Below are 15,318 nucleotides of genomic sequence, written 5' to 3' on the forward strand. Positions count from 1 at the left end.
ATCAACCCAGCCAGGGGAACACCGGCAGCCCCTTCGCGCGCAGCCACTCCGGGTTGTAAAGCGAGGAGAGGTAGCGGAAACCCGTATCGCACAGGATCGTCGCCACGCGCTTGCCGGGGCCGAGCTGCTTGCCCAGCGCGACCGCGCCCGCGACGTTGATCCCGCTCGAAAGGCCAAGGCACAGCCCTTCCTCGGCGAGGAGGCGGCGCACCCATTCAAGGCCTTCCTCGTCCGAAATGCGGAACTGCGTATCGATCGGCGCGCCTTCGAGGTTGGCGGTGATGCGCCCCTGCCCGATCCCTTCCGCGACCGAGGAGCCTTCAGACTTCAATTCGCCATGCGCGTAATAGTTGTAAAGCGCAGCGCCGTGCGGATCGGCGAGGCCGATGGTGACGTTTTCATCGAAGGCCTTGAGGCCGAAGCCGACCCCCGCGATCGTCCCGCCGGTGCCCGCTGCGCAGATGAAGCCATCGACGCGGCCTTCCATCTGTGCCCAGATTTCCGGCGCGGTGCTTTCGATGTGGGCACGGCGGTTGGCGATATTGTCGAACTGGTTGGCCCAGACGGCGCCTTCAGTCTCCTCGGCGATGCGGCGCGAAGTGTGGACGAAGTGGCCCGGATTGGAAAACGGCGCAGCGGGGACAAGCACGAGCTCTGCACGCAGCGCGCGCAGCGTGTCCATCTTCTCGCGCGATTGGGTTTCGGGCATCACGATGACCGACTTGTAGCCCAGCGCGTTGGCGACGAGCGCGAGGCCGATGCCGGTGTTGCCTGCCGTGCCTTCCACGATTGTGCCACCGGGCTTCAGCGCACCGCGGCCTTCCGCATCGCGCACGATCCACAGCGCGGCGCGGTCTTTCACCGAAGCACCGGGATTGGCGAACTCACACTTGCCGTAAATCTCGCAGCCCGCGGCCTCGCTCGGCCCCTTGAGCAGGACGAGCGGCGTGTTGCCGATGAGCGAAAGCGTATCCGTTACGATTGCGGGTGGCGGCGCGGTGTTTGTCATGCTGCGGGAGGTAATGCCCCGCTGCGCTGGCCGCAACGCAATTGCGCTTTCAGGGGCGGAAGCGTGATTGTTTCGCGCAGAGGCGCAGAGGCGCGGAGTTCTTGACCATGCGGCGCAGCCGCGCTCTCTCCGACGTCCTGCTACCAGAATGAAAGCCTGCGGCGAGGCGCGAAACCCCTTCGCTACTCCCGCCCGGCGCGAATGGCCCCCGCCGCTGCAAACGGCGCAATCGCCAAAGCAGCGAGGCTGGAGGCCGCCAGCAGCAGCAGGCCGCCCTCCCCGCCCGGCTGGAGCGAGCCGGCACCGAAGATCAGCAGCGGCACCGCCAGCGGAATGGCGAGCAGCCCGCCCAGCGCGGCGCCTGCGCGCAGGCCCGCCGTCAGCGCTGCGATGGTCACGCCGATGGCAGCGAGGCCCGGGGTGCCGAGCAGCAGGCCGACCTCCACCGTCCACAGCTGCGCGCCATCGAGATTGAGCAGCCCCGCCGAAAGCGGCGCTGCCAGCATCAGCGGCACGCCGAAGCTCAGCCAGTGGGCCAAAATGCGCAGCAGGAGCACGCCTTCCTCGGCAATTCCGCGCAGCGCCCACTGGTCGAAGAAGCCCGCCTCGAGATCGGGCTCCACCAGCCGGTCGAGCGGGAGGATTGCGGCAAGCAGCGCCGCCACCCAGATCACGCCTGCGCCGGTGCGCGCCAGCAGCTTGGCATCGGGCCCCACCGCGAAGGGATAGAGCATGGCGACCGCGAGGAAGAACAGCAGCGGCAGCAGCGCCCCGCCCCGCCCCGGCGCGCCGAACAGCAGCAGCGTCAGATCGCGGCGGAAGATCGTCCAGAGCGCGCTCACGGCAGGTACTCCAGCAGCGATAGCGTGCGCAGCTTCTGCAATTGCAGCGGCTGGTGCGAGGCGATCACGGCGATCCCGCCCAGCGCCCGGTGCGCTTCGATCGCGGCCTGCGCGCTGGCGCCCCAATGCGTGTCGAGCCCGTTCAGGGGCTCATCGAGCAGCCAGATCCGTGCGCCGCTCGCCGCGAGCCGCGCCAGCGCCGCGCGCTTGCGCTGGCCGGTGGAAAGGTAGCGCACCGGCACATCGAGCAGGTCTTCAAGGCCAAAGTCCGCGCGCGCCTCACCCGCCTGGTCAACCCGCCGCCAGAACGCCAGCGCCTCACCCAGCGGCTGATGCGGATCGAGCGCGGGCCGTTCATCCGAAAGCGCGAGCGCACCCTCGTGTTCGACGTGCCCGTTATAGGCACGCAGCAGCCCCGCGAGGATGCGCATAAGGCTGGACTTGCCGATACCATTGGGCCCGGCAAGGTGCAGCGCCTCCCCGCCGGTGAGTTCGAAGCCCACGCCCTTGAACAGCAGCCGGTCGCCGCGCCGGCAGGCAATATCATAGGCAGCGAGACGGCACGGTTGCATCGTCTCTGCCGATAGGGGAAAGCGGGCGCACTGCCAAGGAGACCTAAGTTATGGCGATTGCCCAGCTGACCGAAACCGAGCGCAACACTGCCCTTGCCGCCCTGCCCCACTGGGCGCTGCGCGAAGATAGCCTCGCGATCACGCGCACCTTCCGCTTCACCGATTTCGCCGAGGCCTTTGGCTTCATGACCCGCGTGGCGATCCTGGCGGAGAAAGCCGATCACCACCCGGAGTGGTTCAACGTCTATAACCGCGTCGAGATCACTCTGACCACACATGATGCAGGCGGGCTGAGCGCGCGGGACGTGGCGCTGGCGAGAGCGATTGACGAGTTTGGGGTTTAACCCGCCGCGAGAGGAGCCGCCACAATCGACCGACCGGCCATCCATTTCACGGCAAGGCCGATGGCGAGGGCAAGGGCAAAGCCTGCCCAGGTTTCGCGAGAGCATTGGGTCATCAGCGCCACGCACATGGCCGCTGCGGCCGCGCTGATCCCCATCACCAGAGGCGAAACCGGAAGGCCGCGCCTGATGAGGATCGCAGGCAGCGAAAGAGCGCAACCGAGATACACCGTAAGGCGGGAAATCACCGTCAATGCGGCGAGTGCGGTAAACCCGCCGCTCATCGCCAGCACGCTGATCACGCCAATGGTGACGAGCACCGCATTGCGAGGAAGGCCGGTATCGGCGCGGATTGCGCCGAACCATGCCGGTAGCCCGCGGATGCTTTCCAGCGCAACGATGCGGCGCGAGACCACGAGAGTCGTCACAATGGTGACCCCGAAAATCGAGATCACCGCGGTGACACCCATGATCGTCGTTCCCGCCGTTCCGGCCAGCACGGATGCCATAGTGACCAGCGAGGCCTTGTCCTCGAGGCCCGGCTGGTAAGCTGTCGCCACATAGCCCCAGGTCAACAGGGCATAGAGCGCCGCGACAGCAAGGAACACGCTGATGAGCGCGCGCGGCAGATCACGGCGGGGATCGCGCGCCTCACCGGCGATGCACAGCGCGCCCTCGAAACCGCCGAGCGAATAGACCGAGAGGATCGCCGCCTGCGCGAGTGACCATTCAGTCGCCGGACGGGGCGCGTGCCCGCCCGCGACCCGCGGCAAGGCGAGCAGGATGAGCAATGCCAGCGGAAGCAGCTTCACGACCGAAATGCGATTGATCCAGCCCGAGCTTCGCTTCGCATCGAGCAGATTGATCGATAAAATGAAGCCGATCGCTGCAAAAACGACGGCGGCATGCATTACCGCGCCGGACTTGGCTGCGGGAACCAGGCCAAGCGCATAGTCCGCCAGCAAGTTGACATTCGCTGCGACGGACGAAGTGCCGGCGAGGCACTGCATCCAGCCAATCTGAAACCCGGCCTGCGGGCCATAGGCGGCGCTGACATAAAGAACGGGCCCACCGGTTTCATCGAACAGGCCCGCGAGCTGCGCCAGCACAACAACAGTCGGGAGGATCGCCAATCCGACGGCCATGATGACAAGCGGTGCCCAGCCTCCGGAAAAGTGAGCGACCGTGCCCGGCAGCGCGAAGATGCCCGCGCCCACTGCGCCGTTGAATACGACCGATGCGAGCCCCAAGAAGCCGAGGCTGCGGATGAGATGGCCCGAGGCGGTTTGGGCCGCCGGGATCGTCTTTGCATCCATCTTCGCGCGCTTGCCCCCCAAGGCCTTGCGACGCGGGAGCGCCAAGCCCCCAGGAGACTACCAGCGCCGAAAGGTATTGCAGCAGGGCAAATGATCCGATTTGGCTCGTACCTGCGGCACCCTACCCCCCCAACGGCCCACTCTGGCTGCCCACCTGTTTGCGCAGCGCGCCCGGCATCCAGCGAGCGGCGAAAGCGAGGCGGCTGGCGGTTTTGCCTACCAGCGTGTGGAGCTTCTTGCCGTGGACGGCAGCCCAGGCCGCTTCGGCGACCGCGCTCACCGGCGTGATCTCCAGTCCAGCTTCGCGCACGCGACCGCGGATGTCTTCGTTCGAGGCGCGATTGGGTGCGTGGTCGAGCAGCGGCGTCTCGATGAAGCCGGGCATCAGATCCCGCACCATGATGCCATCGATCTTCCATTCCGCATCGAGCGATTCGGTGATCGAGCGTACGCCGAACTTGGTCGCGGAATAGATCGAACCGCCCGGCACACCGTAAATTCCGGCCGCGCTCGCGGTGTTGAGCAGGCACGAGCCAGGCGCCGAAGCCTTGAGCCAGGGATAAGCCGCCTGCGCGCCCCAGATCACGCCCTTGAGGTTGATATCGAGCGTGCGTTCGATTTCTTCGGAACTCACATCGATGATGCGCCCGCCGATGGGAATGCCGGCGTTGTTGAATACCACATCGATCTTGCCGCCCGAGGCCGCCGCGCAATCGGCCAGCGCCACGTCCCACGCGGCGCGGTTACGCACATCAAGCTTGTGCTGTGAAGAGAAGCCCGCCGGGATCAGCGCAGCCGTGCCGGCCATGCCGTCCTCGTCGATATCCGCAATGCCGACAAACCAGCCCGCACGCCCGAAGCGCTCGGCAACTGCGCGGCCAATGCCCGAGGCGCCGCCGGTGATGAAGATCGTCTTCTGGCCCACAACCTGACACCCTGATCGCTATCGCTTGGGGGCCAGACTACAGCGCCGGATTGTTATAGCAATGCCAGGTGAAAATGGCCGCCGCGCCGCGGTGCGGGCGCCAATCTTCGGCCAGGCTGCGGGCCTGTTTCTCGTCCGGGCGCTCCGCCATGCCGAGCAGTTTCGCCATGCCGGCTTGCACGGCAAGATCGCCCGCCGGCCAGATATCCGGGCGCCCTTCGGCAAACAGCAGGTATATCTCCGCCGACCAGCGGCCGATGCCCTTGATCTTGGTGAGCTGCGCAATCGCGGCCTCGTCATCCTCGGGCAGCGAGTGGAGATCGAGCTCGCCCGTCACCACCAGTTCGCACAAGCTGCGCGCGTAGCCCTGCTTCTGACGCGAAAGGCCGCAGGCGCGCAGGGAATCGAAATCGGCTTCGAGCAGGTCCTGCGGCGGCATGGCATCGCCGAGCAATGCCTCCAGCTTGTTCCAGACCGACGCGGCGGCGGCGACGCTGACCTGCTGGCCGACGATCGTGCGCAGCAGCGTGGCGTAGCCGCGCGGGCGGATACGCGGCTCGGGATGGCCGACGCGCGCGACGGCCTCGGCGATCTTCGGGTTCCTCGCGCCGACATAGTCTAGGCCTTCGGCAATCTGGCTGGCGGTGAGGCCCATGCGTGGCAGCTTTCCTTTTAAGGCCATGATGCAGCGCAGCACCTTGCCAAATGACCACCCGCGCGATAGCAGCCCCGGTCAAATGGGGCCAGAGAGCGCGGACTCGTGCAGCCGCGGCTCTCAACAGGAGACATGATCGATGCCGAAGCTTGTCGTGGTGAACCGCTCGGGTGAAGAATCCACTGTCGAGGCCGCTGCCGGCCTTTCGGTGATGGAAGCGATCCGCGACAACGGCTTTGACGAACTCCTCGCGCTGTGCGGCGGGTGCTGCTCTTGCGCGACCTGCCACATCTATGTCGACCCCGCCTTCGCCGACAAGCTGCCGAAGATGAGCGAAGACGAGAACGACTTGCTCGAGAGCTCGGATCACCGCAACGACACCTCGCGCCTCTCGTGCCAGGTGCAGCTCACCGGCGATCTCGACGGCCTCAAGGTCACGATCGCGCCGGAAGACTGAGCAGGCGCGCGCTGCGGCGCGCAGCCTTCTCCGAATTGCAAAAGCGCCCCGCCGCGGCAACGCGTGCGGGGCGTTTTGCCGTGCGCGATTCGAGCCATCGGGAGGCCGGAAGGAACGCTCAGGCGCAGGGTTCCGGAGGGCCGGCAGGCGGCGACCTGCAGGCTGAACGCATCCTGAACCCGGCCTCCATGCGCTGCGATCCATCGTGCCGTAACATCGTTTCGCCGCCGGTCTTCCTGAATTTTAAACCGATGTGGACCTTATTCCGCGTTGCAATAAAATGACACGGGGTAAGTCGTAAGATTCTAAAATATAAACACAAAAGTGTCACAAATTCCTCTTAGCGGGCGCAGCACTAATAAGGCCATGAGGGAGTTAACTATGCGCCTCGCTACCATCCTGCTCGCCACGACGGCATTCGCCGCCGCCACAACACCCGCGCTCGCCGCGTCCGAACCGCAGACCGCTCCGGCTGCCGCCGCGACCGACACTGCCGCTCCCGCGGACTCCGGCGACGCCGAAGCCATCGTCGTTTACGGCACCGGCAAGACCCGCCAGGTTCAGGAGCTTTCGGGCGCCGATCTCGCGATCCAGGCCGCCGGCACCAGCCCGCTGCGTGCGATCGCCAAGCTGCCTTCGGTGAACTTCCAGTCGGCCGATGCTTTCGGCACGTATGAATGGTCGACCCGCATCACGCTGCGCGGCTTCAACCAGAACCAGCTCGGCTTCAACCTCGACGGCATCCCGCTGGGCGACATGTCGTACGGCAACTACAACGGCCTGCACATCAGCCGCGCGATCACTGCCGAGAACATCGGTTCGACCGTGGTCAGCCAGGGTTCGGGCGCGATCGATACGCAGTCGACCAATAACCTCGGCGGTACGCTGAACTTCTATTCGATCGATCCGAAGAACGCCCTCGGCCTCGATGCCAGCGGCACGTACGGTTCGAACAACACCTGGCGCGGCTTCCTGCGTGGCGGGATCGGCACTGCAAACGGTGCGCGCGCCTTCGCGTCGGTCGTCTATGCCACCACCGACAAGTGGAAGGGCGATGGCAAGCAGCGCCAGCTCAACATCAATGCCAAGGGCATCCTGCCGCTCGGCGACGTGACGCTCGACGGCTACTTCAGCTACTCCGACCGCGCCGAGCAGGACTATCAGGACCTCAGCCTCGATCAGATCAATCGTCTCGGCTACGATTGGGACAACTTCGGCCCGGGCAAGTATGCGCTGGCCGTGCAGGTTGCCGACATTGCCGCCAACCGCGGCGATAGCGGCACCACGCCGCTCAACCCGGCAGCCGGCAAGGTCTACCCCGGCCCGATCAAGACCGTGGACGACGCCTATTACGACGCCTCGGGCCTGCGCCGCGATACGCTGGCCGCCGTCGGTCTCACCGCGCCGCTGGCGCAGAACGTGACGCTGAAGGTCAAGACCTACCTTCACAAGAACTCGGGCCAGGGCACCTGGGGCACGCCCTATGTCAACAGCCCGACCGGCGTGCCGCTGGCGCTGCGTACCACCGAATACGATATCAACCGCAAGGGCGTGTTCGGCAGCCTCAATGCCGATCTCGGGATGAACAACATCACCGTCGGCGCGTGGTACGAGAACAACGACTTCGATCAGGCGCGGCGCTTCTATGCCTATACCAGCCGCACCAATCCGGGCCGCGACCACCTGAAGTTCCAGCACGATCCGTTCTTCACGCAGTGGGACATCGCCTTCAACACCAAGACGTTCCAGTACTACGTCGAGGATGAGATCAAGCTGGGCGACGCCAAGATCAGCCTCGGCTGGAAAGGCTTCCAGGTGAACAACCACGCCAATCCGATCGTGGCGGGCGGGCGCACCAAGGGTGATCTTTCGACCACCGACTGGTTCCAGCCGCACGCCGGCATCAGCTATCGCTTCACCCCCGCAATCGAAGCCTTCGCCGGCTTCACGCAGGTGACGCGCGCTTTCGCCTCGGCCACCACGGCGGGTCCGTTCTCCTCGAGCCAGGAAGGTTTTGACGCGATCAAGCCCTTCCTCAAACCCGAACAGTCGGACACTTATGAGGCGGGTCTGCGTCTCGAAAGCGGCATGTTCCACGGCGTGCTCGCAGGCTACCTCGTGAACTTCCGCAACCGCCTGCTGGCGATCCCGACCTCGGTCGGCATCGTGGGCGCGGCCAATGCGCTGCAGAACGTCGGCGGCGTCCGCTCGGCGGGCATCGAGGCGAGCGGCGAACTGCGCTTCGGCCACGGTGTCTCGGCGCTGCTGTCCTACAGCTACAACGACAACACCTACCGCAACGACGTCGTCATCCGGGCCAATGGCACTGTCACCACGATCCCGACCTCGGGCAAGACGGTGACCGACAGCCCCAAGCATCTTGTGCACGGCGAAGTTTCGTACGATCAAGGCCCGCTCTATGGCCGCGTCGGGGTTGACTACATGTCCAAGCGCTACTTCACCTACACCAACGACCAGTCGGTCCCCGGCCGCGCGCTCGTCGATGCGACGCTTGGCTACCGGTTCGACCTTGGTCTGCGCAAGCCGGTGGAACTGCAGGTCAACGCCACCAACCTGTTCGACAAGCGCTACGTCGCCACGATCGGGTCCAACGGCTTCGGCAACAGCGGCGACAACCAGACGCTGCTCGCCGGCGCCCCGCGTCAGGTCTTCGCGACCGTGAAGGTAGGCTTCTGATGCGCCGCGCGCTTCCCCTCGCCCTTGCGCTTCTTGCACCCGTGCTTTCTGCCGCAGCGGCAGGGGAAGCGCGCGCCGCTCCCGTCCTGCTCATCTCGATCGACGGGCTGCGGCCCGGCGACGTTCTCGATGCCGAAGCCCGCGGCCTCAGGGTCTCCAATCTCCGCCGCTTCGTGGAAGAGGGCACGTACGCCACCGGCGTAGTCGGCGTGCTGCCCACGGTGACCTATCCCAGCCACACCACGCTGATCACCGGCGTATCGCCTGCGCTGCACGGGATCGTGAACAACACGACATACGATCCCCTGCAGATCAACCAGGGCGGCTGGTTCTGGTATGCCGCGGACAACAAGGCCCGTACTCTGTGGGATGCGGCCCACGATGCCGGGCTAACCACCGCCAACGTGCATTGGCCGGTCTCCGTCGCGGCCACCAACGTGACATGGAACCTGCCGCAGATCTGGCGCACCGGCCATGACGACGACCGCAAGCTGGTCAAAGCCCTCGCGACCCCGGGCCTCATCGATGAACTCGAAGCCAAGACCGGCGCTGCTTATGCCGATGGCAAGGCCGAAGACCTGCTGGGCGACCAGATCCGCGCCGATTTCGGCGTGGAAATGATCGTGCAGCATCAGCCCGGTTTCATGACGATGTATTTCGCATCGCTCGATCACACCGAGCACGAGACCGGCCCGGGCTCGGCCGAATCGCATGCGACGCTCGAACAGATCGACGGCTTTGTCGGTGAGCTGATCGCGGCGGAACAGCAGGTCCATCCCGATGCGGTGATCGCACTGGTCAGCGATCATGGCTTCGCGCCGGTGGATACCGTGATCAACCTCTACCGCCCGTTCATCGACGCGGGCCTCGTCACGCTGGGGCCCGATGGCAAGATCGCCTCCGCCGACGCGACACCCTGGGGTTCTGGCGGCTCATTCGCGATCCGCCTGGCGCGGCCCAAGGATGCGGCGCTCAAGGCCAAGGTCAAGGCCGTGCTCGACAAGCTCGCCACCGATCCGGCCGCGAAGTTCGATCAGGTGATCGAAGGTCCCGCGATTGCCGCACTAGGCGGCAATCCCGACGCGAGCTTCTACGTCAATCTCAAGATCGGCGCGGTGGCCGGTCCCTTCGTGAACGGCAACCTGCCGCTCGCTTTCCCCTCACCGGTCAAGGGCATGCACGGCTATTTCCCCGCCGCGCCTGAGATGCGCTCCACGTTCATGATCATGGGCAAGGGCATCCCCGCAGGCCGCAAGCTGGGCGAGATCGACATGCGCGCGATTGCGCCGACACTGGCCAAACTGATGGGCGGTTCGCTGCCGGATGCCGAAAAGCCGGCCCTGAATTTCGAGAAGAAGTAGGGCCTGCCCGACTAGAACAGCCCCTCGATCTGCCCGTCGGCATCGATGCGGATGCCCTCCGCCATCGGCACGCGCGGGAGGCCGGGCATGGTCATGATCTCGCCGCAGATCGCCACGACGAAGCCCGCGCCCGCCGAAAGCCGCACCTCGCGCACCGAGATCACGTGACCGGTGGGCGCGCCAAGTGCAGCGGGATCGGTCGAGAAGCCGTACTGCGTCTTGGCGATACAGACCGGCAGCGCACCGTGCCCCTGCGCTTCCCAAGCGGCCAGCTGCGCATGGACCGCCGGATCGGCAATCGCGGATTCGGCGCGGTAGATGCGGGTGGCGATGGTGTTGATCTTGTCGAACAGCGGCAGGTCGTCATCGTAGAGCGGCGCAAACTGCGAAGGCGCATCGGCCATGGCGACCACGCGCTCCGCAAGGTCGACCGCGCCAGCGCCGCCATCGGCCCAATGCGTGCAGACCAGTGCTTCCGAACCATGAGAGGCCGCGATGGCCTGAATCGCGGCGATTTCCTCGTCGCTATCGGTGTGGAAGCGGTTGATCGCCACGACCGCCGGAACGCCGAACTGGCGCACGTTTTCGATATGCCGCGCAAGGTTGACCCCGCCGCGCCGCACCGCGTCGACGTCGGCGGGCGCTAGCGCATTCTTCGCAACGCCGCCGTTCATCTTGAGCGCGCGCACGGTGGCGACGATCACCACGGCCGCCGGTTTCAGGCCCGCTTGGCGGCACTTGATATCGAAGAACTTTTCCGCACCGAGGTCTGCGCCGAAACCCGCCTCGGTCACGACATAGTCCGCCAGAGTGAGCCCCGCGCGCGTCGCCCGGACCGAATTGCAGCCATGCGCGATGTTGGCAAAGGGCCCGCCGTGGACGAGCGCGGGATTGCCTTCCAGCGTCTGCACCAGATTAGGCTTGATCGCCTGCGCCAGCAGCACGGCCATCGCGCCATCGGCCTTGAGTTCACGCGCGGTGACCGGGCGGCCGCCGCGCGTATAACCGATCACGATCCGGCCCAGCCGCGCCTCTAGATCCTCGAGATTTTCGGCAAGGCACAGGATCGCCATCACTTCCGAAGCGACCGTTATGTCGAACCCGGATTCGCGCGGGAAACCATTGGCGCGCCCGCCCAGCCCTTGCGCGATATCGCGCAGCGCGCGGTCGTTGATATCGAGCACGCGCCGCCACACGATCCGCCGCACATCGAGATCGAGCGTGTTGCCCCAGTAAACGTGGTTGTCGATCATCGCGGCGAGCAGATTGTGCGCGCTGGTGATCGCGTGGAAATCGCCGGTGAAGTGGAGGTTGATATCCTCCATCGGCACGACTTGCGCATAGCCTCCCCCGGTCGCGCCGCCTTTGGTGCCGAAGCACGGGCCGAGCGAGGGTTCGCGCAAGCACAGCATGGTGCGCTTGCCGATCCGGTTCAGCGCATCGGCGAGGCCGACCGAGGTGGTCGTCTTGCCCTCACCCGCCGGGGTCGGATTGATCGCGGTGACGAGGATCAGCTTGCCGGGAGCCTTGTCCGCCTGGCCTTCCAGCAGCGCCAGATCGAGCTTCGCCTTGTAGTGGCCATAGGGCTCGACCGCCGCGGCGGGGATGCCCGCGCGCTCCGCGATCTTGAGGATGGGCTGGAGCGTTGCCGCGCGCGAGATTTCGATATCGGATGGCATGCAGTCTTTTTACTTATGACGACGCCAAGGGCAAGCGCCCTTACCCGCCTCAAGCGGGGTCATCGCCTAAAAGAACATCATCCCGAATGGTACGATTGAAGTATATAGCTCGAGAACTTCATACCAATTGATACGGTTTTTCGAATTTTCGAAACCAATCAACGGCGAACATTTCTGCCGTTCGCTTCAATCCGCATTCTCTTGGCGCTGGTGGTGCGCGCCCTACCAGCCCCTGCTGCCCGGCCCGCCCTTGAAGGGCCCGGCCACCGTGCTGGTGATCCACCCGCCGTAGAATTCACCCGGCTGGGGGATCACCGTCTCGCCATCCACACTGCACCGGTGAAACGGCGCGGCATAAAATGCCACATGATCCTTGAGCGCAAGGAAGCTGCGCGTCGGGCCCGGGTAGCTCCAGCCGACATGCGGCAGCACCGCGCCAGCGACCACCACGTCCCAATAGACCGCCGCGCCCTTCCATTCGCACAGCGACGAGCCGGATGCGCGGCGCAGCACGCCCGGTGCGATATCATCGGGGTGAATGTAGTAGCTCGGCGGATGGCTGGTCTCGAGCGTCTGCACGCTGCGGCGCGTATCGGCGATGATCTGCCCGCGATGCTCGATTACCACATGTGCAGAGCATGGCCGCGCCACGGCTGGGCGCGGATAGTCCCACACGCTTTCCTGCCCCGGCTGGACCGGATCAGGTTTCGGCCACATCAGAGGCGCAGCCCAGCCGTTTCGGGCAGGCCGTTCATCAGGTTGAGGCTCTGCACCGCCGCGCCGCTGGCGCCCTTGCCGAGATTGTCGAGCAGCGCGACAAGCCGCGCCTGGCCGCCGTCCTCGCTGCCGAAAACATAGAGATCGAGCCCGTCGCGCGGCGCGTCGGAGCGGCGCAGGAGCAGTTCGTCGGGCACGCCATCGCACACCCGCACCAGCGGGCTGCCATCGTAGAACGCGGCCAGCGCCGCGCGCAGGGCATCGGGCGCTGCAGCGCCGGGGATGGCGGCCAGCGGCACCGGCACTTCAACGACCATGCCTCGATGCGCGGGGATCACCGCAGGAGCAAAGATCGGGGCGTGGGTGAGGCCCGCATGCCCCTGCATTTCCGCGATGTGCTTGTGCGCAAGGCCAAGGCCATAAGCGCGGTAGGCGATGTCGGTATCATCCTCGAACCGCGCGATCAGTGCCTTGCCGCCGCCCGAATAGCCGGAGACGGCATTGACGGTATAGGGCCAGTCCGCCGGGAGCAGCCCGGCGCGCAGCAGCGGCACGAGCAGGCCAAGAAAGCCAGTGGGGTAGCAACCGGGATTGGAGACCCGCCTCGCATTCGCCACCGCCTCACGGCCGACCATTTCGGGGAAGCCATACGTCCAGCCGCTCGCAACCCGGTGCGCGGTCGAGGCATCGATCACGCGGGTGCGGTCATTCTTGATCAGCGAGACTGCCTCGTGCGCCGCATCATCGGGCAGGCACAGGATCGCGACATCCGCCGCATTGAGCGCCTCGGCGCGGGCGCCCGCATCCTTGCGCTCGGCATCGCTCAGCGCGATCAGGGCGAACTCGCTGCGGCCCGCCAGCCGGTCGGCAATCTCGAGGCCGGTCGTGCCCGCCGCCCCGTCGATGAAAATCTGCGCGGTCACGGTTCCAGCGCCGTCAGCGGCAGATAACCGACAAGGCCATCCTCGCCCTGCTGCCCCCAGCCCCAGCCGCCTGCCTTATCGAGCAAATTGAATGCCTCGCCAGCAGCGAGCGTACCGATCATGTCGGCATCGTCGCGCCCTGCTGCGCGCAAGATTGCCCCGGCGCTGCCCACCGTGTGCGGCATCGGCACGGCGTAGTGCGAGACGAAGACCTGCCCGGCGTAGCGCACATGCGCCAGATCACCGCGGACCGCGCGGGTGTGCGCGTGGACATCGACCTTGGGCGCGGGGCCCGTCAGCGCATGCGACGTCTTCAAGGCGGGCAGGATCAGATCGGTCACGTCAGGCTTTCGGGCAAATGCGAAAGCCGGGCGCTTAGAGGCATCGGGCTCCGGGTTCAAGGCGCGCGCTCTTTTCCAAAACGGGACTGGATCAGCCCCCAGGCCGCACGCAGGCCCAGGGCCTCGCCGCCCTTGGGCCGGCCGGGTTTGGCAACAGGGCGCCAGGCGAACGTATCGAAATGCGCCCAGTCCACCCCTTCGGCCACGAACCGATCGAGGAACAGCGCCGCCACGGTCGCCCCGGCGAACCCGCCCGAGGGGCTGTTCTGCAAGTCCGCAACGTCCGACTTCAGCATCTCGCGGTAGCCATCGTGGAGCGGCAGGCGCCAGCACGGATCATCGCGTTCGAGGCCCGCCGTCAACAGGCCATTCGCCGTTTCATCGGTGCGAGCAAACATCGCGGGCAGATCGGGCCCGAGCGCCACGCGCGCCGCGCCGGTCAGTGTGGCGAAATCGATCAGCAGTTCGGGCCTGGTTTCGCATGCCCGCACCAGAGCATCGCCGAGAACGAGCCGCCCCTCGGCATCGGTGTTGGTGATCTCGACCGATAGCCCCGCGCGCGAGCGTAGCACGTCACCCGGGCGGAAGGCATTGCCCGACACCGCATTCTCGACCGCGGGAACCAGCACTTGCAGCCGCACCGGCAGGCCCGCGCCCATCACGAGCCCCGCGAGCGCCAGCGCATGCGCCGCGCCGCCCATGTCCTTCTTCATCAGTGCCATGCCCGAACTCGGCTTCAAATCGAGCCCGCCGGAATCGAAGCACACCCCCTTGCCGACAATGGCGAGGCGCGGGTGCGCCGGATCGCCCCATTCGATCTCGATCATCCGCGGCGCATGGCTGCGCGCCGCGGCGCGGCCGACTGCATGGACCATCGGATAATCACGCTCCAGGCCATCGCCCGAAACGACGTGGATCACCCCGTGGTGCGCCTTGGCGAGCGAGCGCGCCTCGGCTTCAAGCTGTGCGGGCCCCATGTCCTCGGCCGGAGTATTGACCAGATCGCGCACGCGGATCACGGCATCGGCTTCGGCCAGCGCCGCATTCATCGCAGCCAGCGCGCCCGTCAGCAGCAGGCGCGCGCCCTTCTCGGTTGGGTCGCTGCGATAGCGATCGAAGCGGTACTGCGCGAGCCGCCAGCCGATGAGCGCAGGGCCTTCGGCACCCGGATTGGCAAGCCGGTACGTGCCTGCGGGCAGCCGGTCTGCAAGCGGGGCCAGGCACCAGCTCGAAAGCTTCGCCGGATCGGCCACGCCCGCCACCGCAAACCACCCCTCGCCCGCCCCGGCAGCATCGGGGACGATCGCGGTTTCGCCCGCGCCCCCCTCGAAGCCTTGCCCGGCGAGCACGGCGCGCTGCGCAGCGGTCAGGCCTGCAAGCCAGCCGGCAAGGCTCGCCTTGTCGGTCAAATGGAGCGGAATGGCCCTCTGGCCGCGATCGGGCTGGATCAGTGCATCAAGCTGGTTCATCGTGGCCATGATCC

Annotated in this window: 15 protein-coding genes; 4 read left to right on the forward strand and 11 right to left on the reverse strand. The window is 66.2% G+C overall.

From position 1 onward, the window contains the following. Position 1: 1 nt before the first annotated feature. The 3 genes from ACO056_RS16515 to ccmA form a co-directional block, all read right to left on the reverse strand. Positions 2–1,009, reverse strand: a complete 1,008-nt coding sequence (locus ACO056_RS16515) for a cysteine synthase A (RefSeq protein ID WP_421848687.1) — start codon at positions 1,007–1,009, stop codon at positions 2–4. Between the two features lie 182 nt (positions 1,010–1,191). After that, the gene (gene ccmB, locus ACO056_RS16520) at positions 1,192–1,851 is read right to left on the reverse strand and encodes a heme exporter protein CcmB (RefSeq protein ID WP_421848689.1); all 660 of its coding nucleotides are present in this window, start codon (positions 1,849–1,851) and stop codon (positions 1,192–1,194) included. Then, a complete protein-coding gene (gene ccmA, locus ACO056_RS16525; protein ID WP_421848691.1) occupies positions 1,848–2,423 on the reverse strand; it encodes a heme ABC exporter ATP-binding protein CcmA in 576 nt (191 codons plus the stop codon). The genes ccmB and ccmA overlap by 4 nt, the downstream gene beginning before the upstream one ends. Before the next feature lie 50 nt (positions 2,424–2,473). On the opposite strand from ccmA, the gene ACO056_RS16530 reads away from it, so the two are divergent. Further along, a complete protein-coding gene (locus ACO056_RS16530) occupies positions 2,474–2,767 on the forward strand; it encodes a 4a-hydroxytetrahydrobiopterin dehydratase (RefSeq protein ID WP_421848693.1) in 294 nt (97 codons plus the stop codon). On the opposite strand, the gene ACO056_RS16535 is transcribed toward ACO056_RS16530, so the two are convergent. From ACO056_RS16535 to ACO056_RS16545, 3 genes are all read right to left on the reverse strand, one after another. Beyond that, positions 2,764–4,080 carry an APC family permease gene (locus ACO056_RS16535; RefSeq protein ID WP_421848695.1) on the reverse strand — a complete coding sequence of 439 codons (1,317 nt, stop codon included), beginning with the start codon at positions 4,078–4,080 and terminating at the stop codon, positions 2,764–2,766. The genes ACO056_RS16530 and ACO056_RS16535 overlap by 4 nt on opposite strands. A gap of 121 nt (positions 4,081–4,201) precedes the next feature. Then, complete coding sequence (locus ACO056_RS16540; protein ID WP_421848697.1) at positions 4,202–5,005, reverse strand: SDR family oxidoreductase; 804 nt, start codon at positions 5,003–5,005, stop codon at positions 4,202–4,204. Positions 5,006–5,042: 37 nt separating this feature from the next. Continuing rightward, positions 5,043–5,660, reverse strand: coding sequence for a DNA-3-methyladenine glycosylase family protein (locus ACO056_RS16545; RefSeq protein ID WP_421848699.1), 618 nt, complete (start codon positions 5,658–5,660; stop codon positions 5,043–5,045). A gap of 139 nt (positions 5,661–5,799) precedes the next feature. Between ACO056_RS16545 and ACO056_RS16550 the strand changes: the two genes are divergently transcribed. From ACO056_RS16550 to ACO056_RS16560, 3 genes are all read left to right on the forward strand, one after another. Continuing rightward, a complete protein-coding gene (locus ACO056_RS16550; RefSeq protein WP_421848701.1) occupies positions 5,800–6,117 on the forward strand; it encodes a ferredoxin in 318 nt (105 codons plus the stop codon). 381 nt (positions 6,118–6,498) lie between these two features. Continuing rightward, positions 6,499–8,814 (forward strand): TonB-dependent receptor domain-containing protein, encoded by a 2,316-nt coding sequence (locus tag ACO056_RS16555; protein ID WP_421848703.1) that lies wholly within the window; start codon positions 6,499–6,501, stop codon positions 8,812–8,814. Further along, on the forward strand, positions 8,814–10,175 hold the full coding sequence (locus ACO056_RS16560; protein WP_421848705.1) for an alkaline phosphatase family protein: 1,362 nt from the start codon (positions 8,814–8,816) through the stop codon (positions 10,173–10,175). The genes ACO056_RS16555 and ACO056_RS16560 overlap by 1 nt, the downstream gene beginning before the upstream one ends. Before the next feature lie 11 nt (positions 10,176–10,186). Here ACO056_RS16560 and ACO056_RS16565 read toward each other — a convergent pair whose 3' ends face one another. The 5 genes from ACO056_RS16565 to ACO056_RS16585 all read right to left on the reverse strand — a co-directional run bounded on the left by ACO056_RS16565 (position 10,187) and on the right by ACO056_RS16585 (position 15,304). Continuing rightward, entirely contained in the window at positions 10,187–11,854 is a 1,668-nt protein-coding gene (locus ACO056_RS16565) for a formate--tetrahydrofolate ligase (RefSeq protein ID WP_421848707.1), read from the reverse strand. Between the two features lie 222 nt (positions 11,855–12,076). Then, positions 12,077–12,571, reverse strand: a complete 495-nt coding sequence (locus ACO056_RS16570) for a DUF427 domain-containing protein (protein WP_421848709.1) — start codon at positions 12,569–12,571, stop codon at positions 12,077–12,079. Further along, positions 12,571–13,494 (reverse strand): N-acetyl-gamma-glutamyl-phosphate reductase, encoded by a 924-nt coding sequence (argC, locus tag ACO056_RS16575; RefSeq protein ID WP_421848711.1) that lies wholly within the window; start codon positions 13,492–13,494, stop codon positions 12,571–12,573. Before argC ends, ACO056_RS16570 begins: the two co-directional genes overlap by 1 nt. Next, positions 13,491–13,835 carry an SH3 domain-containing protein gene (locus ACO056_RS16580; RefSeq protein WP_421848713.1) on the reverse strand — a complete coding sequence of 115 codons (345 nt, stop codon included), beginning with the start codon at positions 13,833–13,835 and terminating at the stop codon, positions 13,491–13,493. Before ACO056_RS16580 ends, argC begins: the two co-directional genes overlap by 4 nt. A 56-nt stretch (positions 13,836–13,891) precedes the next feature. Then, on the reverse strand, positions 13,892–15,304 hold the full coding sequence (locus ACO056_RS16585) for a leucyl aminopeptidase family protein (RefSeq protein ID WP_421855554.1): 1,413 nt from the start codon (positions 15,302–15,304) through the stop codon (positions 13,892–13,894). Positions 15,305–15,318 lie beyond the last annotated feature (14 nt).

Origin of the sequence: Novosphingobium sp. (assembly GCF_965228995.1) — a bacterium.
In the GTDB taxonomy this organism is placed as follows: domain Bacteria; phylum Pseudomonadota; class Alphaproteobacteria; order Sphingomonadales; family Sphingomonadaceae; genus Novosphingobium.